Below are 17,883 nucleotides of genomic sequence, written 5' to 3'. Positions count from 1 at the left end.
GATGATTCATGAAAATTGTTGTTCAAAGAAGCAAACAAGCTAGTGTTACAGTAGAAGAGCAAATAACCGGTCAAATCTCATATGGCTATGTCCTATTAGTAGGTGTCACTCATGCAGATACAATGGAGGATGTAACATATTTAGCGGATAAAGTAGCGAACTTAAGGATATTTGAGGATGATGAAGGAAAGATGAACCGTTCCTTGCTTGATGTGGGAGGAGAGGTTTTATCTATATCTCAGTTTACGTTGTATGGTGATTGTCGCAAAGGACGTCGTCCAAGCTTTGTGGAAGCGGCAAAGCCTGATTATGCTAAGGAGTTATATGAAGCATTTAATAATAAGCTTGAGGAATTAGGTATTCATGTACAAACTGGTATTTTCGGGGCGCATATGGAAGTAGAATTGGTCAATTCTGGCCCCGTAACGATTCTTCTAGAGAGCCCAACTCGCTCATAAACATCTTTTTGCCAATACTCATAGTTGTATTACAAAAAAACCTACACCATTTCTAGGAGTACTCCTTGAAATAATGTAGGTTTTTTCAATCACATTAAAAGTTTGAATTAATCGTCAGAATCATCCTCTTCTTCATCAGAAGAATCATTTTCATTGTCGTTTGAGGATTCATCCTCTTCATTAGCTGGTGGCACATAAAGATTACTAAATTCAATAACCTCATCCTCTTCGAAATGAAACCAAAGAGTATACGTTTCCCCATAGAGCCACTGATTCTCTTCTGACTCAGGTTCTGGCTCTCCATATTTGCTTAGAACCTCTTCTTTAGTTGAACCAACAGTAATTCCTCTATGAGTCATTAAGATAGGCTCGTGTACAATAATTCGAAGAACCTTGGGCTCCTGGGCATTAGCTGAATAGTGAACAGTGACTCCTTCATACTCTACAACTGTTTCAGAGCCCCCACCCGGAACATGATCTACTAATTGTTCATTGATTGGTGGTCCAAGTCTTTCTTCCATCTGCTCTCTATTAATACTTGAGCCAATATAAGAAAATGGAATGACACTATCTGAAAATGTTAGAGGCTCAATAGCTGAGTAGTTTCCGATCACAATCCCATTGGCTGCCTCTGTGTAAGATTTTCCTAGATACTCACTTAGCGTTTCAAGAGGAGCATACACCTGCCCCTGATAGCTAAGCAATCCTCCCTCTTCCGAGAGATCTCGTTCCATCCCGTCAATCATTACGCTTCTACTCGTTCTTTGTACAACAATCTCATTTGGACTTATATATACGACCTCCATTTCCTCTTCTGGAGGCTCTGGAGGAGTACTTGTTGGCACACTCTGATTATGGCTTGGAAGCAATAGATAACAAGCAATAAAAGTAATTATTACACCAAGAAAAAAGCTAAGTACCATATAGCGTTTCCCAAGTTTATTGTTCATGAAGCTCACCTATTCTTTCTGACTGCATGGAAAGCCTCCTCTAATGATGGATTAGACGAATTCTTTGAGAGGCTTCAATAGAATCTTTCCTTACAGACCTTCAAAATATTTGGCCACTCCATTTAAGATTCCGTCTGCAGAACGATCTTGAAATTGTCCCTTTCTGGCTGTCAGCTCATCGTTATAATTACTTAAAAACGATATTTCGATTAAAGCCGCAGGTTTAGGGTTTTCTCTTAATACGAAAAAGCTTTCTTTTCTCGCATTTAGATCTCTCATTCCATTCGCTTTGACTAACTCTCCTTGAATGGCTGTCGCTAATTTTTGATCACTATTTTTAAAATAGTACGTGATGGAGCCACTGATGGACTTGTTCGTATTTGTGTTATGGTGAATGCTTAAAAAGGCATCTGCTTTTTCTAAGATACTTATATCCACTCGCTGCTGTAAGGTTAAGAAACGATCTGTAGTACGTGTCATGACCACTTTGGCACCAGCAGATGTAAACTTTTGCTGAAGAATTTTAGATACCTGTAGGTTGACTACTTTTTCTAGAGTACCAAAATGCGAGCCAGTGGCTCCGCCATCTTTTCCACCATGCCCTGGATCAATGACAATTGTTTTTCCTTTAAGTTGATCGTAACGATTTCCTTTTGGAACCTCTTGAGTTCCTTCTACAGAAACAATCCATCCTGCAACATACGCTGTTTCGTTAGCACTTAGGGCAATTTGAAACCAATCTCCATCTGTAGTAAGTATATCAAATTGTTCGCCTTGATCAACTCTCTTTACTACATCATGCTCTGTACTAGGTCCAGAACGTAGATTTGTCCCATTATTAAGGATGGTTATCTTCGGCTGGTTACCAACTTCTGTTTTCTCTTGGACACTCTCAACCAGCCAAGCAGCAACCCAACCTGGCTCACCCTGGTGAACGATTTGAATCCAGTCCCCCTCTACGTCTTGCTTTTCTATGATATCGCCTTGATTAAGCTTCCCCACAACGCTGGCATCCAGGGAGCCTGTAGAACGGATATTCAAGCTAGAAACACTTACAGTAAACTTTTCTTTTTCCTCGTTCTTTACTTCTTCAGTGGAATCATTTTCCGTTTTTTGTGTTTCATCTTGCCCATTTTCCGGCTCACTCACATATTCGCTGGCCACCCAGCCTTCTGTGTCTTCCCACTGAATTTTATACCATCCATCAGTAATTTGAAGGATATTTAATTCCTGCCCTTGATTTAATTTACCAATAATTTCTGACGAAGTTAAATCTGGTTTAGAGCGTACGTTTAAAATATTTGCTTGAACAAAAGCTTTTTGTCTTAGCTCTGTGGCACTTTGCACATCTTGCTCTGAAATATCGACTAGCCATTTCGCTACCCAACCACTTTCGTTTTCATTCAGCTGGATCTCCACCCATTCTCCATCATCCTTAAGCACCCGGAAGGACTGCTCAGGTTTTATTTGAGCAGTAAGCTTAAAAGAAGTACCTGGTCCTGAGCGTACATTTAAGCTATCAACAATGGCTTTAGCCTGTTTAACTTGTCCAGTACTAGCAGAGAATTGGACGAGCCAAGCGGCAACCCAGCCCTCCTGACCATTGTAATCAATACTATACCAATTATCTTGCTCTTTTTTTACGGAGTGAGTTTCATCCTTCTTTACTTGACCGATCACATCATGGTTAAGCCCTGGTCCTGAGCGCACATTTAAAGAGTCTACTCCGACAACAAATACACCTTCAGCAGATGTTGTTGAGGGTAGGCTAAAGCTCAGAATTACAAGCAGAATAGTAGCTATACTTGCAAGGAATAAGGGCTGTTTGGGAATAGAAGTAGACATCCATTCTCATTCCTTTCTCTATCAAAATTAAAATCTCTTTGGTACCATTGCTTTTTAGCTGCCTTTTTTCTACATCTTCCTTACATATTCGTCCCTAACCTTGTTTTTCCTGCTAATACTTAAGGGTTTATATGATTTTGTTTATTTTCTGTTGAATATTGAAGCACTCGGGCATACTAGAATAAATAAGTAAAAGTCGTAATTCCAAAAAAATAAGGTAGAATTCCCTTGACAGTTAGAAGCAGAATCAGTATGATAGATAAAAATTCATGGCTTAGAATGAATATGAGCTTTAAAAGCATCAAGTAAAAGTAACAAGAAATTATATGTTAAATCCAATGACAGGAAGAGTACATAAGTTGTAGGCAATAGACAGAGAAGAAGCACCATAGGCTGGAAGTGCTTCGCTATACACGCACTTATCGAAAGACATCCTCGAGGACCACTGTTGAAATGTACCTATATTTTAAGGTAGATAGTAAACAGCTGGCGTTTGTCCACGTTACGGATATTGAGGATAAGTGTTTGATTTTGCGGGATGGAAATTCTGTTAGAAATCGAAGCTTATTGAATAGGGTGGTACCACGGTAGATACAATCTCTCGTCCCTGACAATTAGTCAGTGGCGGGAGTTTTTTTAATTGGATTAACTTTTTCATGAGGAATGGAGGAAAGGCAATGGAGTTTAAACTGCCAAGAGGAACAACGGATATCTTACCTGAAGAGGTTGCTATCTGGCAATATATTGAGGGTGAAATTAAAGAGCTTTGTCATAGGTTTAATTATTTGGAGCTACGGACACCGATGTTTGAGCATACGGAATTATTTCGTAGAGGTGTTGGTGAAACGACTGATGTGGTTGAGAAAGAAATGTATACATTTCTTGATAAGGGTGACCGCAGCCTTACTTTAAGGCCAGAAGGAACAGCAGGTTTGGTCCGCTCCTATGTTGAGAATAAAATGCACGGGCTACCTCAACAGCCAGTCAAGCTGTATTATGTCGGCCCAATGTTTCGCTATGAGCGTCCACAAGCAGGGCGTAATCGTCAATTCACTCAATTTGGGGTGGAGGCGATTGGAGCAAAGGATGCTAGTATTGACGCAGAAGTTATTGCGATGGCTATGGAGTTCTATAAAAAGCTTGGCTTACAAGGAATGCGTTTGGAAATCAACAGTGTAGGCTGTCCAACCTGTCGTCCAAAGCATAAAGAAGCGTTAATCGCTCATTTAAAGGACAGACGGGATGAGCTGCCAGAAGAGGATCGCTCAAGACTAGAGCGCAACCCCTTAAGAGTCTTGGACAGTAAACACCCTGTCACACAAGAATTAACAAAGGGTGCACCATCTATCCTAGATTATCTTTGTGATGATTGTGGAGAGCACTTTGAGCAGCTACAGAGTTATTTAACAGCTATGAGTATCCCTTTTCATGTGAATCCTAGAATGGTTCGAGGCTTAGATTACTACACTCAAACAGCCTTTGAAATCATTATTGAAGGATTTGGGGCTATTGGTACGGTTTGTGGGGGAGGACGCTATAACGGACTCGTTCAACAAATTGGTGGAGAAAATGTACCGGGTATAGGGTTTGGTCTTGGAATTGAACGCGTCATCCTAGCATTAAAAACACAAAAGGTTGATATACCTATTAAGTCCTCCATCGACTGCTACCTCGTAGCATTAGGGGATGAAGCTAAAGCGAAGGGAGTCTCTTTAGTCCAGGAATGGAGATTAGCGGGCTTAAGTGTAGATCAGGACTACCTTTCTAGAAATATGAAGCCTCAGCTTAAATCAGCGGATCGCTTACAGGCAACATTTGTTGCTATTTTAGGCTCAAACGAGCTAGAGCAAGAAATCGTTGTTCTGAAAAGAATGGATACAGGTGAACAAATAGAGCTAGCGTACGCTGAAGCGTTAGATAGAATGCTTAAAGAGATAAAAAAGGAGGACTAAATAATTATGGGGATTGGGCGCACACATCATTGTGGCATACTGAGAAAAGAACATATTGGACAGGAAGTACAGCTTAACGGTTGGGTGAATAAAAGAAGAGATTTAGGCGGACTTATTTTTATCGATCTAAGAGATCGTTCAGGTCTAGTTCAAATTGTATTTCACCCGGAGCATGCACAGGCGTTAGAGTTAGCAGAAAAGGTTCGAAATGAATACGTATTGGCTATAAAAGGTCAGGTTGTCGCTCGTGCAGAAGGTACTGTGAATTCAAAAATGGGAACGGGAGACATTGAAGTTAACGTTACAGAGATTGAAGTAATTAACGCCTCTAAAGGACTTCCATTTATGATTCAGGATGACATTGAGGTTGATGAATCGATTCGTTTAAAATATCGTTATTTGGATTTAAGAAGACCAGAAATGCAACAGACGATTATGCTTCGTCATAAAGCGTACAAGGTAGTTAGAGACTTCCTAGATGAGCATCAATTTCTCGAAGTAGAAACACCATTTTTAACAAAAAGCACTCCTGAAGGGGCAAGAGATTATCTTGTACCAAGCCGCGTGCATCATGGAGAATTTTATGCACTGCCTCAATCTCCGCAATTATTTAAGCAGCTCCTTATGGTTGGTGGATTTGAACGCTACTTCCAAATTGCCCGCTGCTTTAGAGATGAGGACTTAAGAGCGGATCGCCAGCCGGAATTTACACAGATTGATATCGAAACAGCGTTTATGTCATTAGAAGAGATTCAATCCCTAGTGGAACAAATGATGGCAGAGCTGGTTGAAAAGACGATTGGAGTCAAGGTTTCTCTTCCAATAGAGCGGATGTCCTATGCAGAAGCAATGGAGAAATACGGTTCAGATAAGCCGGATTTGCGCTTTAGTATGGAGCTTGTCGATATATCTGAGCTTGTCCAGGACAGTTCCTTCAAGGTATTTAGTGGAGCAGTTGCTAACGGTGGACAGGTCAAAGCTATCGTAGCAAAAGGCTGTGCTCATTATAGCCGTAAGGATGTGGATCAACTAGGAGAATATGTTGGTCGATATGGAGCGAAGGGATTAGCTTGGCTAGCCTTAAAAGAAGGTGAAGTAAAAGGCTCCATTGCTAAGTTTTTTGAAGGAGACCAGCTTGAGCAGCTAAAGAAAGCTCTTCATGCAGAAGAAGGGGATTTACTGCTATTTGTAGCTGATTCTAAATCTGTTGTGGCAAGTGCCTTAGGAGCTTTAAGGCTGAAGCTAGGAAAAGATCTTGGGCTTATTAATGAAAATGAATATAAATTCGCTTGGATTACAGAGTTTCCTATGTTTGAGTACGATGAAGAAGCCGGCCGATATGTAGCCGCACACCATCCGTTTACAATGCCTCTAGAGGAAGATATTCATCTTTTTGAGACAGATCCTAGTTCAATGAGAGCACAAGCGTATGACTTGGTTCTTAATGGATATGAGCTAAGCAGTGGGAGCATGAGGATTTACAAGCGGGAAATTCAAGAGAAGGTTTTCAAAGCGCTTGGTCTTTCTGAGGAAGAGGCGAAGGAGAAATTTGGTTTCCTACTTGAAGCGTTTGAATATGGCACACCACCACATGGTGGTTTAGCCTTAGGCTTTGACCGGATTATCATGCTTTTAGCGAAAAGAACGAATTTACGTGAAACGATTGCGTTTCCTAAAACAGCTAGTGCTACTGATGTTCTCACAGATGCACCGGGAGCAGTGGATGATAAGCAGCTAAAAGAGTTAAACTTGCAGATTTTGCAAAAAGAAAAAGTATAACAAAGAAAAGACAAGAATACTCCCTCTTTTGGGTCAAGGATAGCCTTTAGAGTCGCTTGCAATGAGAGAGGGAGATGTGATAGGATTAAGTCACATAAAGAGTCCTGAGATGTACGTGATTAACCGACAGTTTTGAGCCAACACCTATACAACGGGAGTTTACGTTTGTCTGTGGAGCACATGCCTTCATTGTATGGACTTGTAAAGCAGACAGCAGAACACCCACCTGCGAGAGCAGGTTCAAAACTTAGGAGCCACGGCATTGCGGGGCTCTTTTCGTTTGCTCTGAAGTATATGCTCTGTAGAGTAGTTGGCAGACAGTTTAGTGTAAATAAAGCTATATCTTGACATATAAGCTTCAATATTGTGGAATAGATACGTAAAGAAAAAGGAGTGACGTACAAGACGATGAGTGTAAAATTAAATCAGTTTTCTCGCACTGAGCTTGGAATTGGAAAAGAAGGTGTAAGTGCCTTAAAAGGAAGTACTGTAGCCGTATTAGGAATTGGTGGAGTAGGCTCCTTTACAGCTGAGGCTCTTGCCCGTTGTGGGGTAGGGCGCTTGGTGCTAGTGGATAAGGATAATGTAGATATTACGAATGTGAATAGACAAATTCATGCCTTACTTTCAACCATTGGGCAGCCAAAGGTTGATTTAATGAAAGCAAGAATTGCTGATATTAATCCCGAGTGTGAAGTGATCGCCTTGAAAATGTTCTATACGGAGGAAACGTTTGAGGAGTTCTTTTCATATGACCTAGATTATGTCGTGGATGCTAGTGATACGATTAAATATAAAATCCACATTATTAAGGAATGTAAGCAAAGAAAGATACCTGTTATCTCCAGCATGGGTGTTGCTAATAAAATGGACCCAACTAGACTAACTGTGGTGGATATTTCTGAAACAAGCTATGATCCTATTGCTAAGGTGGTACGTAAGAGATTACGCGAAGCCAGAATCCATAAAGGAGTTAAGGTTGTGTTCTCGAAGGAAATTCCTGTGAAACAAAAGCATGATACATTACAAGAGATCGTACCAGATCCTAATGCTAAAATAAGAAAGGCAAAAATGCCTCCAGCCAGTAACGCTTTTGTCCCATCTGTAGCCGGGTTATTAGCCGCAGGTGAAGTAGTCAACGACCTAATGAAAACTCATGAAATTAAAATTGATCGTGTTCGTAATCAAGGGTGATCATTTAGGTAAAGGAGAACTAACTGAATTAAATACCAATAACAAAATAAAGACCTCCAAATTGTTGGAGGTGTTTATTTTGTGCGCCCCAGTATGGGCGCTACCTTATTTTAATTCTCATTATTCAATTTATAGTAAGGAATCCATCTTGTTTCTTCTTGCTCGACCTCATATTTTACGTAAATAATCTCATCGTTCCCTGATTGAATATAAACCTCTTGGCCTGAAAGAGAATGATTCCCTGTTAGCCTGTAACCACTAGGTAAATAATACTCTGAGGGGCTACCCTCAAAACTTTGAAAAGTACCGTCATTTTCATAAGTTTCTTCATTAAATTCCAATTTTGATGGAATTTGATCTTTACTTTGGTGCTGGCAGGCAACTAGAACAAAAAGAACAAAAATTATGATTAGCGGTTTAAAAAGCTTCAAAGTAGAACCTCCTAATCCATAAGTCATAAAGTATTATTCTGATTGGTACCATAGTATTAAATAGAGAAATGGGAATTAATCCCTTCTCTCTAATGATATATGAATTCAATAAATTGTCAAATTACACTTCATTCTTTAGCATTAGATTTCCAATAATGAAGACGCTCTTTTATCGTCCGTTCATAGCCATACTCAGTTGGACTATAAAAAGTTTTTCCTTGCAAATGATCAGGTAAATACTGCTGTGGAATATATCCCCCTTCAAAGTCATGAGGATATTTATACCCTTCACCGTGTCCTAGCTCCTTAGCCCCTTTGTAATGGCTGTCTCTTAAATGAAGAGGAACCTGCCCAGATTCTTCTTTTTCTACGGCAGCTAGTGCGTTATCAATGCCCATTATGACCGCATTGCTTTTCGGAGCAGTAGCTAGATAAACGGTTGCTTCTGCTAAAGGAATTCGAGCCTCAGGCATTCCTACAAAATCAACGGCGTAAGCAGCGGCTTGGGCGATTTGTATGGCTCTTGGATCAGCCATACCTACATCCTCAGCTGCATGTACATATAATCTTCTGGCTATAAAGCGAGGGTCTTCACCGGCGTAAATCATCCGTGCTAGCCAGTATAGCGCAGCATCGGGGTCCGATCCTCGTATGCTTTTAATGAAAGCAGATATAACATCATAATGCTGATCTCCATTTTTATCATACTGAATCACGCGCTGCTGAATAGATTCCTCCGCAACCGTTTGTGTAATAACAATTTTACCTTCGGCATTAGGAGAGGTTGTCATAGCAGCTAGCTCTAGAGCATTGAGTGCATTTCTTGCATCACCATTGGCGACAGCTACTAAATGCTTAAGGGCTGACTGCTCTATTTCAATATCTAAATCCCCTAGACCTCTTGCTTTATTTTGTAGGGCTGATTGAATAATCTGCTCAATATGCTTATTTGTTAAGGGCTCTAACCGAAACACTCTAGAGCGCGAGAGTAAGGCAGAATTGATTTCGAACATAGGGCTTTCAGTTGTAGCGCCAATTAGGACGATAATTCCATCCTCAACAAATGGAAGTAAAGCGTCCTGCTGTGATTTATTGAAGCGATGTATTTCATCGATAAAAAGCACGGTTTTTAGTTGATATAAAGAAAGCCTTTCCTTAGCCTCGCCTGTTACTCTTCGAATATCGGCAACTCCAGAGGTTACCGCATTTAGCTGCTCGAAGTGAGAGTGTGTGGAGTTTGCGATTACTTTGGCTAACGTTGTTTTCCCCGTTCCAGGTGGACCGAAAAAGATCATTGGTGAAAGCCGATCCGCTTCAATTGCTCGCCTTAACAGCTTTCCTTGACCAATAATATGCTCTTGTCCAATCACTTCATCAAGTGTCTGAGGTCTCATTCTATGGGCTAATGGTGCCTGGGCATCTGCTTGGCTATGGGAGTAGCTAAATAAATCCATAAGAACTTCCTTTCTAACTTTATACTCTATTTTTTTATTTTGTAGTCGATAAATTTAATGATTATTAAAGGGTACACGTAAGATTGTAGATTGTAAGTTTATTAAATTTCTAAGTGACTATACTTTAGAATAGCTTTAGCCATGAGTAGGGTCAAGTTCCATGCAACAACGATATCTTCATGATATAATGATTAGATAATGTATTGGGAGAGAACAAAAGACCCTAGAGATAAACAGAAAATGATTAGAGAGAAGGGCAACGAAGTGAGTGGAGAAGCACATAGTAGAAAATTTCATCGTTTACTTGTTCGTTGGTTGATTTTTGGACTTGGTTTAATTATTATGTCTTTTGGAATCGTGATGATGATTAAAGCTGATTTTGGAAGTGCCCCTTGGGATGTCTTTCATATTGGCTTATATTTAAAATTTGGCTTATCCATTGGGATGTGGTCGATTATTGCAGGAATTGTTGTCATTACTATTTCTAGTATGATTACTAAATCATGGCCACAGCTAGGAGCTCTGATCAACATGCTCTTAGTTGGAGTGTTTATTGATTTCTTTATGTATGTTTTTTCTTGGCTAAATCCAACCTTTTGGGTGATTAAGCTTTTGCTGCTTTTGGCAGGAATTTTGATCTGTGGGTATGGAATTGGCTTATATATTGCTCCAAAATGTGGAGCAGGACCACGTGACAGCTTAATGCTGGCATTAACTCAACTAACTGGGTGGAAGGTTCAATATGTGCGTGGAGGTATTGAAGTGGTTGTCCTGATAGCAGGCTGGTTATTGGGAGGTCCTGTTTTTTTAGGTACTATTTTGTTTACATTCGGTATTGGCACAGTAGTAGGCTATACATTGCCACAATGCCAATATTCCGTTGATAAACTTCTTAGTAAAATAGATCGTTCAAATGATAAAGATGGGGGAGTACTCACTCCTGTAATATCTGAAAAAGTAAATGTATAGCAGTTAGATTTTTGTTGGAGGTGTCAAAGTGAAAATATCGACAAAAGGACGATACGGTTTAACGATAATGATGGAATTAGGGCGAAGTTCGGGGGAGAGACCTCTTTCGCTAAAAAGTATTGCTAAAACCAATGATTTATCGGAACACTATTTAGAGCAGCTAGTTTCACCGTTGCGTAACGCGGGGCTTGTTAAAAGTATTCGCGGAGCTTATGGAGGGTACATGCTTTCCAAGCCAGCTGCTCAAATTACAGCTGGGGACATTATTCGTGTTCTTGAAGGGCCGATTAGTCCAGTGGAATTTGAAGAGGAAGAAGATCCTGCTAAACGTGACCTATGGCTCCGAATTAGAAACAGTATAACCGAAGTGTTAGATTCAACCTCTTTAGAGGATTTGATTGAGTTTAAGGATTCAGGATCAGACGAATATTATATGTTTTATATTTAAATGAAGGCTGTTTTAGAACAGATTAGGAGATGCAACCATATGAGTGGAATTTATGTTGATCATGCGGCTACAACACCTGTTCACCCTCAGGTTGTTCAAGCAATGACTCCGTATATGACAGAGCTATTTGGAAATCCATCAAGTATTCATTCCTTTGGACAAAAAGCTCGCGGAGCTCTTGATCAAGCTAGAAGAACGATAGCGAGCTTAATGAATATACAGAATGGTCATCTCGTTTTTACAAGCGGGGGCACCGAGTCAGACAATTTAGCGATTATAGGAACGGCACTAGCTAACCAAGCGAAAGGGAAGCATATTATAACAACCCAAACGGAGCATCATGCGGTATTGCATACATGTGCCAATTTAGAAGAGCTAGGCTTTGAGATCACCTACTTACCGGTGGATGAAGAGGGGAAAGTGAAGATCCAAGATCTTGTAGCGGCGCTGCGTGAGGAAACGATTCTTGTAACCCTAATGTATGGGAATAATGAAACGGGAACCTTGCAGCCAATAACCGAAATCGGGCAGGTTTTAAGAGATAAAGGGGTTACCTTTCATACCGATGCAGTACAAGCATTGGGAGTTGAGCAGCTAGATATACATGAGCTTCCTGTAGATTTATTATCCTTATCAGCACATAAGATTAATGGCCCCAAAGGTGTAGGCTTGCTCTATATACGCCCGGATATATTAATTAAGCCTCAGCTGTTTGGAGGATCTCAAGAACGAAATAGAAGAGCTGGAACAGAAAATTTGGCAGGCATTATTGGCTTTGCTGAGGCGATTAAGCTCGCTTATAACGAAATTGCTGAAAAAAAAGAGCTTTATCAGAAATATAAGGACACCATGCTGCGTATTTTCCGTGAAGCAAACGTGAGATTCACAATAAACGGTCAGGTTGAGAATGGGATGCCTCATATTTTAAATGTAAGTTTTCTAGGAGTTAAAGCAGACGCTATGCTAATGAACTTAGATTTAGAGGGAGTTGCTGCTTCTAGTGGATCAGCTTGTTCAGCAGGTTCCTTGCAGCCATCACACGTGATTTCAGCGATGACGACTGATCAGGCGAGGATTGAATCGGCGATTCGCTTTAGCTTTGGGCTTGGCAATACGCTGGAGCAGATTGAGAGGACGGCTGAAACGTCGGTGAAAATCGTTCAACGACTTGTAAAGCTGTAAATAGATTAACCTCACTGTAGAGATTAGCTGTGAAAGAATGAGCTATATGGCTCGTACAATAATTTAACGGAGATGAAACAGATGAGTTTCCATAGAGGACACAAGTCCCCTGCTGAAACAAGAGTCGTAATTGGGATGTCGGGAGGAGTAGATTCCTCTGTAACCGCCTATTTGCTTAAGCAGCAGGGCTATGATGTAATCGGGATTTTTATGAAAAACTGGGATGATACAGACGAGTCTGGCTTCTGTACAGCTACTGAGGATTACAATGATGTTGTAGCTGTCTGTAATCAATTAGATATCCCTTATTACTCAGTCAACTTTGAAAAGCAGTACTGGGATAAGGTGTTTACGTATTTCCTTGAGGAATATCAAGCAGGGCGTACTCCTAATCCAGATGTAATGTGTAATAAAGAAATTAAATTTAAAGCTTTTCTTGACCATGCCATGTCGTTAGGTGCGGACTATCTAGCTACGGGGCATTATGCACAAGTAGTGGATGATGAGGGAAGATCCGTTCTTAAACGCGGAGTAGATGAGGGAAAAGACCAAACTTATTTCTTGAATCAATTAACTCAAGAGCAATTAGCTAAAACCATGTTTCCTATTGGGCATTTAGAGAAAAAAGAAGTTCGCCGTATTGCCCAAGAAGCAGGCTTAGCTACAGCAAAGAAGAAGGACAGTACAGGTATCTGCTTTATTGGAGAACGTAATTTCAAGGAGTTCTTGAGTCAATATCTACCCGCTCAGCCGGGGGTAATGAAAACTCTTGATGGAGAAACAAAAGGAAAGCACGATGGACTGATGTACTACACCCTAGGGCAAAGGCAAGGGCTAGGGATTGGTGGGTCAGGTGAGCCTTGGTTTGTGGTAGGGAAAGATCTTCAACAAAATGTGCTATTAGTAGCACAGGGCTTTGAAAATGAGTATCTCTATACGGATAGGCTTGTGGCTTCAAAAATAAATTGGATTACTCTAGCAACAGATGCTAAAACGTTTGATTGTGTAGCCAAGTTTAGATATCGTCAACCGGATCAAGAGGTTACCGTGCATTTGAAGAATGATCAAATGTGTGAGGTTGTATTTAAGCATCCTCAAAGAGCGGTTACTCCTGGGCAATCCGTTGTTTTCTATGATGGTGATCTTTGTTTAGGTGGAGCTACTATTGATGAGGCGATTAAAGACCAACTTGTTCTAATGTAAAGGAGCAGGTGAGAAGGAAAGGGAGAAAACCATGAGTAGAGCGGAAGCTGAACTTAAAAGTGAGCAAGGGATAGAGCTTTTGAAGGAGGGTCAAGTCGAAGAGGCTTTAAAGCTATTTGCCCAAGCGATTGAGGAAGACCCTTCTTATATTAATCCATATTGTCATATTGGCAATGTTTTATCTGCATCTAATCAGGCCGAGCAGGCCATTGATTGGTTTCAAAAAGCGATTGAGCTTGACGCTTCCTTTGCTACGGCGTATTACGGAAAAGGGGCAGCTCTATACAATTTAGAGAAATGGTCGGAAGCCCAAGCTATGTTTACGAAAGCAGAGGAATTAGGTCTGGAGAATGCTGACCTATACTATATGCTAGGAATGAGTAGTAAGAATCAAGGAGAAGGCTATGAAAAACAGGCCTTGGCGTATTTTCAAAGGGCATTAGACTATAATCCAGATGATGTAGAAGCTCTTTTTGAAAGAGGCTTATGTTTAGCCTATATGAATCATATAGAAGAGGCATTAGTTGATTTTGAACGTGTCGTTGAACAGGATCCTGAGCATGCTGATGCGTATTACAACTTAGGGGTAGCGTATACAATGAGTGAACGACTAGAGCAAGCGAAGGAATGCTTTGAGCATGCAATCAATATTCAGCCAAATCATTTGTTAGCTTTGAATGGTAAAAAACAGGTGGAGCAGCTATTAGAGAATCAATAGCAGCAAAGAAAAGTTGTTTTAAAAGCTAGGAAGAAGGAGTTATAAACAATGAACGTAGTTCAATCGTCATTCGATCTTTTTGATGATCGTAAGCCTTATATCAAAGGGAAAATGATCCAGGAACTCTTTCATAATCCTGAATCTTACTTCACCGTAACACGGATCAGAATTTCTGACACGACAGAAACGATTAATGAAAAAGAAATTATGATTGTGGGTGTCTATCCTTCCCTAGCTGAGGATGAAATATATACGTTTTGGGGCTCCATCAAGCAGCACCCTAAGTATGGTATTCAATATTCGGTAGAGCAATTTAGAAAGGAAATGCCCCAAGGTCGTGAGGGTATTGTCCATTATTTATCAAGTGATCTGTTCCCCGGTGTGGGTAAAAAGCTAGCTGCCAGTATTGTCGACACTTTAGGTGAGCAGGCGATTCAGCGTATTCTTGAAGAACCGGATTGCCTGCGTGAAGTACCTAAGCTACAGGATAAGACCAGACAGTTAATCTTTGAACGAATTCAAGAAAATCAAGGGCTAGAGCAGATCATAGTCAAGCTTTCGGAATATGGAATAGGTATTTCCTTGTCCATTCAAATTTATCAGAAGTATGCGGAGCGTTCTATGACTATCTTGGAAGAGAATCCGTATGAGCTGATAGAAACAATAGAAGGAATAGGCTTTAAAAGGGCTGATTTGATTGGACGAGCTGTTGGAATAGCTGAAGAGTCTGCTGAACGTTTACAGGCGGCGTGCTTATATTACCTCAGAGAGCAGTCTGAGCAATATGGTCACGTTTTTTTGCCTTTGGAGCAGTACTTGACGGATCTAACAAACTGGATTAATCAGCTACAGTCCTACGATGAGAGTAGTGCTTATCCTTCTTCCATACCTCAAGGTATAGAGCGGTTTAGCCGTAAAAAAGCAATCATAGATGAACTTTCTATTTCAAACCAAATCATTGAACTTGGCAGGGAAGAGAAACTAATTATTGAAGAGGATCGAGTGTATACACCTTCATTATTTTATGCCGAAAAAGGCTTTGCCAAGAAGGTCAGAAAAATTCATCAGAATGGATTAGCCGCCTCCTTTTCTCAGCAGGAGTTTTTAAAGGCTTTAGGAGAGCTTGAAGAAAGGCTTTGTATTGAATACGCTGAAACGCAGAAGCAAGCGATAGAAAAAGCTTTGTCTTCCCCATTTATGATCCTAACAGGAGGGCCAGGAACCGGAAAAACGACTGTCATCCGAGGTGTCTGTGAAATATATGCTGAGCTACATGGATTGTCTCTAAATCCAGAGGATTATGTGAAAAAAGAAGATCCGTTTCCTATTCTACTGATTGCCCCTACAGGAAGAGCAGCCAAAAGAATGTATGAATCTACTGGTGTGCCGGCTGTGACGATTCATCGTCTTTTGGGCTGGAGTGGTGGAAAGGAATTTAAGCATGATGAGGATAACCCAATAGAAGGAAAACTCCTAATTATAGATGAATCATCCATGATGGATCAATGGCTAGCCAATCAATTGTTCAGAGCTTTACCAGAGACGATCCAGATTTTGTTAGTAGGTGATCAAGACCAGTTACCCTCCGTGGGTCCAGGTCAAGTCCTGCGCGATTTAATGCAAAGTGAACGACTACCCGTAGTGGAATTACAGGAGATATATCGTCAGGCGGAAGGCTCGTCTATTATTACGTTAGCCCATCAAATTAAAAGACAGGAAGCACATATTGACATTAAAACACCATCTGCGGATCGACGTTTTTTTGCTTGTAATCAAAACAGTGTTGTGGATGCTGTGGGTCAAATTTGCTCATCAGCTATAAGAAAAGGGTATACCCCTAAGGACATTCAAGTGCTTGTTCCTATGTACAAGGGTGCAGCAGGTATTGATGCCATAAACAAGTCCTTACAGAATCTTTTTAACCCTCAGACTGAAGGGAAGCGCCAGGTTACACATGGTGACTATATTTTTCGGGTTGGGGATAAGGTCTTGCAATTAGCGAACAATCCTGAGGAGCATGTGTTTAATGGAGATATCGGTGAGGTTGTATCCGTCATTTGGGCTAAGGAAAATGTAGATAAAGAGGATCAGCTTGTTGTTTTGTTTGATCAAAAGGAAGTGCTTTATCCGAAAAATCAATGGAATCAGTTAACCTTGGCGTATTGCTGCTCCGTTCATAAATCACAGGGAAGTGAGTTTCCTATTGTGGTTGTGCCCGTTGTAAGACAGTACCATCGAATGTTGCGCAGGAATCTTATTTATACAGCTATTACTAGGGCTAGGGATTTTTTAATCTTGTGTGGTGAAGAGCAGACCTTTCTACAAGGCTTGCAAAAGCAGGATGATGTGTCTCGTCACACATATCTAAAGGAAACGTTACAAGAGTGGATAACAGAAACGGTAGCTGAAGCTAACGAAGCTACCAGTACCAAATAAGATATTGCGACACTAATGAGGAACAAGTATAAAGAAAAGTCTAAGGGAAAAATTGGAGTCCATGACTGTTCATGAATCGTTTTGAACTAGGAAAACTATAGTTGTACAGAATGAGGACTGTTCTGTAGCTACTGTGATTGCATGTAGGTATGCTGGAAAATGTATACACTCCTCCTGAGAGGGACAGGATAAAAGGTAAGAAGGTTTAGACCGTTTATGCTGACAGAGGAGGTAAATACATGCTTTCATGTCCTAATTGTAAGGGCAAGGATTTAGGGAAAATTGGAACAAGGCAGTTTTATTGTTGGGGATGCTTTATAGAGTTTGCTGTAGATGAGGAAAAGGTTGTTGATGTATACCAGGTTGAAGAGGATGGGAGCCTCAGTTCATTAAACGATCTTTTTATTGAGGACTCAGGTGTCCAAATCTAACATGTAGGAGATGAAAACATGAGAAGAAACTCAATGTTACCCTCCATGCTGGCTCTTGCTGGGATTGCACTTGCTATGGTGCAAATCATCAGAAGATCATCATCAAAACCAAGAGGCTGGAGGATGATCACTAGCTGGTTTAATCAGACCACGAATCAGATGATGTCCGGTCGAAAGCGCATGATGAACCAGATCATGTCAGGTCGATCAAGTATGATGAATAGGGTTCGTAGCTGGGCACGGATATAAGTATTCATATCCTGAGCATAGTGAAATAGGGAATAAATCTATGCTTAAAAGGAAAGGCAAACGCCTTTCCTTTTTTCAATTGAAGGCAGATCCTAAGGCAGAATGATCCTGCTTAAATCCATTTATAAATCATGCAAAATAAGAATCAAAGTTAGCTTAGGAGAACATACTAACTCTGACCTAA

Annotated in this window: 16 protein-coding genes and 1 other RNA gene; 13 read left to right on the top strand and 4 right to left on the bottom strand. The window is 40.6% G+C overall.

The genetic code is table 11. The features are described 5' to 3' along the window. Positions 1-8 precede the first annotated feature (8 nt). Positions 9-458 carry a D-aminoacyl-tRNA deacylase gene (gene dtd / locus J2S11_RS00675; protein WP_307389549.1) on the top strand — a complete coding sequence of 150 codons (450 nt, stop codon included), beginning with the start codon at positions 9-11 and terminating at the stop codon, positions 456-458. 107 nt (positions 459-565) lie between these two features. On the opposite strand, the gene J2S11_RS00670 is transcribed toward dtd, so the two are convergent. Further along, a complete protein-coding gene (locus tag J2S11_RS00670) occupies positions 566-1,408 on the bottom strand; it encodes a hypothetical protein (RefSeq protein WP_307389545.1) in 843 nt (280 codons plus the stop codon). Between the two features lie 90 nt (positions 1,409-1,498). Beyond that, complete coding sequence (locus tag J2S11_RS00665) at positions 1,499-3,253, bottom strand: N-acetylmuramoyl-L-alanine amidase family protein (protein ID WP_307389542.1); 1,755 nt, start codon at positions 3,251-3,253, stop codon at positions 1,499-1,501. 677 nt (positions 3,254-3,930) lie between these two features. Between J2S11_RS00665 and hisS the strand changes: the two genes are divergently transcribed. The 4 genes from hisS (at position 3,931) to J2S11_RS00645 (ending at position 8,178) form a co-directional block, all read left to right on the top strand. Further along, positions 3,931-5,205, top strand: coding sequence for a histidine--tRNA ligase (gene hisS / locus J2S11_RS00660; protein WP_307389540.1), 1,275 nt, complete (start codon positions 3,931-3,933; stop codon positions 5,203-5,205). A 6-nt stretch (positions 5,206-5,211) separates the two neighbouring features. Continuing rightward, entirely contained in the window at positions 5,212-6,984 is a 1,773-nt protein-coding gene (gene aspS / locus J2S11_RS00655) for an aspartate--tRNA ligase (protein ID WP_307389536.1), read from the top strand. 98 nt (positions 6,985-7,082) lie between these two features. After that, positions 7,083-7,259: non-coding RNA, 6S RNA (ssrS, locus tag J2S11_RS00650), on the top strand. Positions 7,260-7,392: 133 nt separating this feature from the next. Next, positions 7,393-8,178 (top strand): tRNA threonylcarbamoyladenosine dehydratase, encoded by a 786-nt coding sequence (locus J2S11_RS00645; protein ID WP_307389532.1) that lies wholly within the window; start codon positions 7,393-7,395, stop codon positions 8,176-8,178. A gap of 110 nt (positions 8,179-8,288) precedes the next feature. On the opposite strand, the gene J2S11_RS00640 is transcribed toward J2S11_RS00645, so the two are convergent. Both J2S11_RS00640 and J2S11_RS00635 read right to left on the bottom strand, forming a co-directional pair. Further along, a complete protein-coding gene (locus J2S11_RS00640; protein ID WP_307389529.1) occupies positions 8,289-8,609 on the bottom strand; it encodes a hypothetical protein in 321 nt (106 codons plus the stop codon). 128 nt (positions 8,610-8,737) lie between these two features. Then, positions 8,738-10,063, bottom strand: a complete 1,326-nt coding sequence (locus J2S11_RS00635; RefSeq protein ID WP_307389526.1) for an AAA family ATPase — start codon at positions 10,061-10,063, stop codon at positions 8,738-8,740. A gap of 240 nt (positions 10,064-10,303) precedes the next feature. On the opposite strand from J2S11_RS00635, the gene J2S11_RS00630 reads away from it, so the two are divergent. The 8 genes from J2S11_RS00630 (at position 10,304) to J2S11_RS00595 (ending at position 17,699) form a co-directional block, all read left to right on the top strand. Continuing rightward, complete coding sequence (locus tag J2S11_RS00630; protein WP_307389524.1) at positions 10,304-11,032, top strand: YczE/YyaS/YitT family protein; 729 nt, start codon at positions 10,304-10,306, stop codon at positions 11,030-11,032. 28 nt (positions 11,033-11,060) lie between these two features. Next, positions 11,061-11,480, top strand: coding sequence for a cysteine metabolism transcriptional regulator CymR (cymR, locus tag J2S11_RS00625; protein ID WP_307389521.1), 420 nt, complete (start codon positions 11,061-11,063; stop codon positions 11,478-11,480). A gap of 39 nt (positions 11,481-11,519) precedes the next feature. Then, positions 11,520-12,662, top strand: a complete 1,143-nt coding sequence (locus J2S11_RS00620; RefSeq protein WP_307389519.1) for a cysteine desulfurase family protein — start codon at positions 11,520-11,522, stop codon at positions 12,660-12,662. An 81-nt stretch (positions 12,663-12,743) separates the two neighbouring features. Then, a complete protein-coding gene (mnmA, locus tag J2S11_RS00615; RefSeq protein WP_307389517.1) occupies positions 12,744-13,865 on the top strand; it encodes a tRNA 2-thiouridine(34) synthase MnmA in 1,122 nt (373 codons plus the stop codon). Positions 13,866-13,896: 31 nt separating this feature from the next. Next, positions 13,897-14,583, top strand: coding sequence for a tetratricopeptide repeat protein (locus J2S11_RS00610; protein WP_307389515.1), 687 nt, complete (start codon positions 13,897-13,899; stop codon positions 14,581-14,583). Between the two features lie 48 nt (positions 14,584-14,631). After that, positions 14,632-17,019, top strand: coding sequence for an SF1B family DNA helicase RecD2 (recD2, locus tag J2S11_RS00605; protein WP_307389512.1), 2,388 nt, complete (start codon positions 14,632-14,634; stop codon positions 17,017-17,019). A gap of 239 nt (positions 17,020-17,258) precedes the next feature. After that, positions 17,259-17,450, top strand: coding sequence for a hypothetical protein (locus J2S11_RS00600; RefSeq protein ID WP_307389510.1), 192 nt, complete (start codon positions 17,259-17,261; stop codon positions 17,448-17,450). A gap of 18 nt (positions 17,451-17,468) precedes the next feature. Then, positions 17,469-17,699, top strand: coding sequence for a hypothetical protein (locus J2S11_RS00595; RefSeq protein ID WP_307389508.1), 231 nt, complete (start codon positions 17,469-17,471; stop codon positions 17,697-17,699). Positions 17,700-17,883 lie beyond the last annotated feature (184 nt).

The sequence above is a fragment of the Bacillus horti genome (assembly GCF_030813115.1).
In the GTDB taxonomy this organism is placed as follows: Bacteria; Bacillota; Bacilli; order Caldalkalibacillales; family JCM-10596; genus Bacillus_CH; species Bacillus_CH horti.
Note: the sequence above shows the minus strand (reverse complement) of the source record. Positions and strands in the feature narration are given on the sequence as shown.

What these genes read in the sequence shown, in the direction of transcription:
- recD2 (WP_307389512.1), top strand. Translation starts at nt 14,632, where the DNA reads ATGAACGTAGTTCAATCGTCATTCGATCTTTTTGATGATCGTAAGCCT.
- hisS (WP_307389540.1), top strand. Translation starts at nt 3,931, where the DNA reads ATGGAGTTTAAACTGCCAAGAGGAACAACGGATATCTTACCTGAAGAG.
- J2S11_RS00635 (WP_307389526.1), bottom strand. Translation starts at nt 10,063, where the DNA reads ATGGATTTATTTAGCTACTCCCATAGCCAAGCAGATGCCCAGGCACCA.
- J2S11_RS00610 (WP_307389515.1), top strand. Translation starts at nt 13,897, where the DNA reads ATGAGTAGAGCGGAAGCTGAACTTAAAAGTGAGCAAGGGATAGAGCTT.
- J2S11_RS00600 (WP_307389510.1), top strand. Translation starts at nt 17,259, where the DNA reads ATGCTTTCATGTCCTAATTGTAAGGGCAAGGATTTAGGGAAAATTGGA.
- dtd (WP_307389549.1), top strand. Translation starts at nt 9, where the DNA reads ATGAAAATTGTTGTTCAAAGAAGCAAACAAGCTAGTGTTACAGTAGAA.
- aspS (WP_307389536.1), top strand. Translation starts at nt 5,212, where the DNA reads ATGGGGATTGGGCGCACACATCATTGTGGCATACTGAGAAAAGAACAT.
- J2S11_RS00630 (WP_307389524.1), top strand. Translation starts at nt 10,304, where the DNA reads ATGATTAGAGAGAAGGGCAACGAAGTGAGTGGAGAAGCACATAGTAGA.
- mnmA (WP_307389517.1), top strand. Translation starts at nt 12,744, where the DNA reads ATGAGTTTCCATAGAGGACACAAGTCCCCTGCTGAAACAAGAGTCGTA.
- J2S11_RS00645 (WP_307389532.1), top strand. Translation starts at nt 7,393, where the DNA reads ATGAGTGTAAAATTAAATCAGTTTTCTCGCACTGAGCTTGGAATTGGA.
- J2S11_RS00665 (WP_307389542.1), bottom strand. Translation starts at nt 3,253, where the DNA reads ATGTCTACTTCTATTCCCAAACAGCCCTTATTCCTTGCAAGTATAGCT.
- J2S11_RS00595 (WP_307389508.1), top strand. Translation starts at nt 17,469, where the DNA reads ATGAGAAGAAACTCAATGTTACCCTCCATGCTGGCTCTTGCTGGGATT.
- J2S11_RS00620 (WP_307389519.1), top strand. Translation starts at nt 11,520, where the DNA reads ATGAGTGGAATTTATGTTGATCATGCGGCTACAACACCTGTTCACCCT.
- J2S11_RS00670 (WP_307389545.1), bottom strand. Translation starts at nt 1,408, where the DNA reads ATGAACAATAAACTTGGGAAACGCTATATGGTACTTAGCTTTTTTCTT.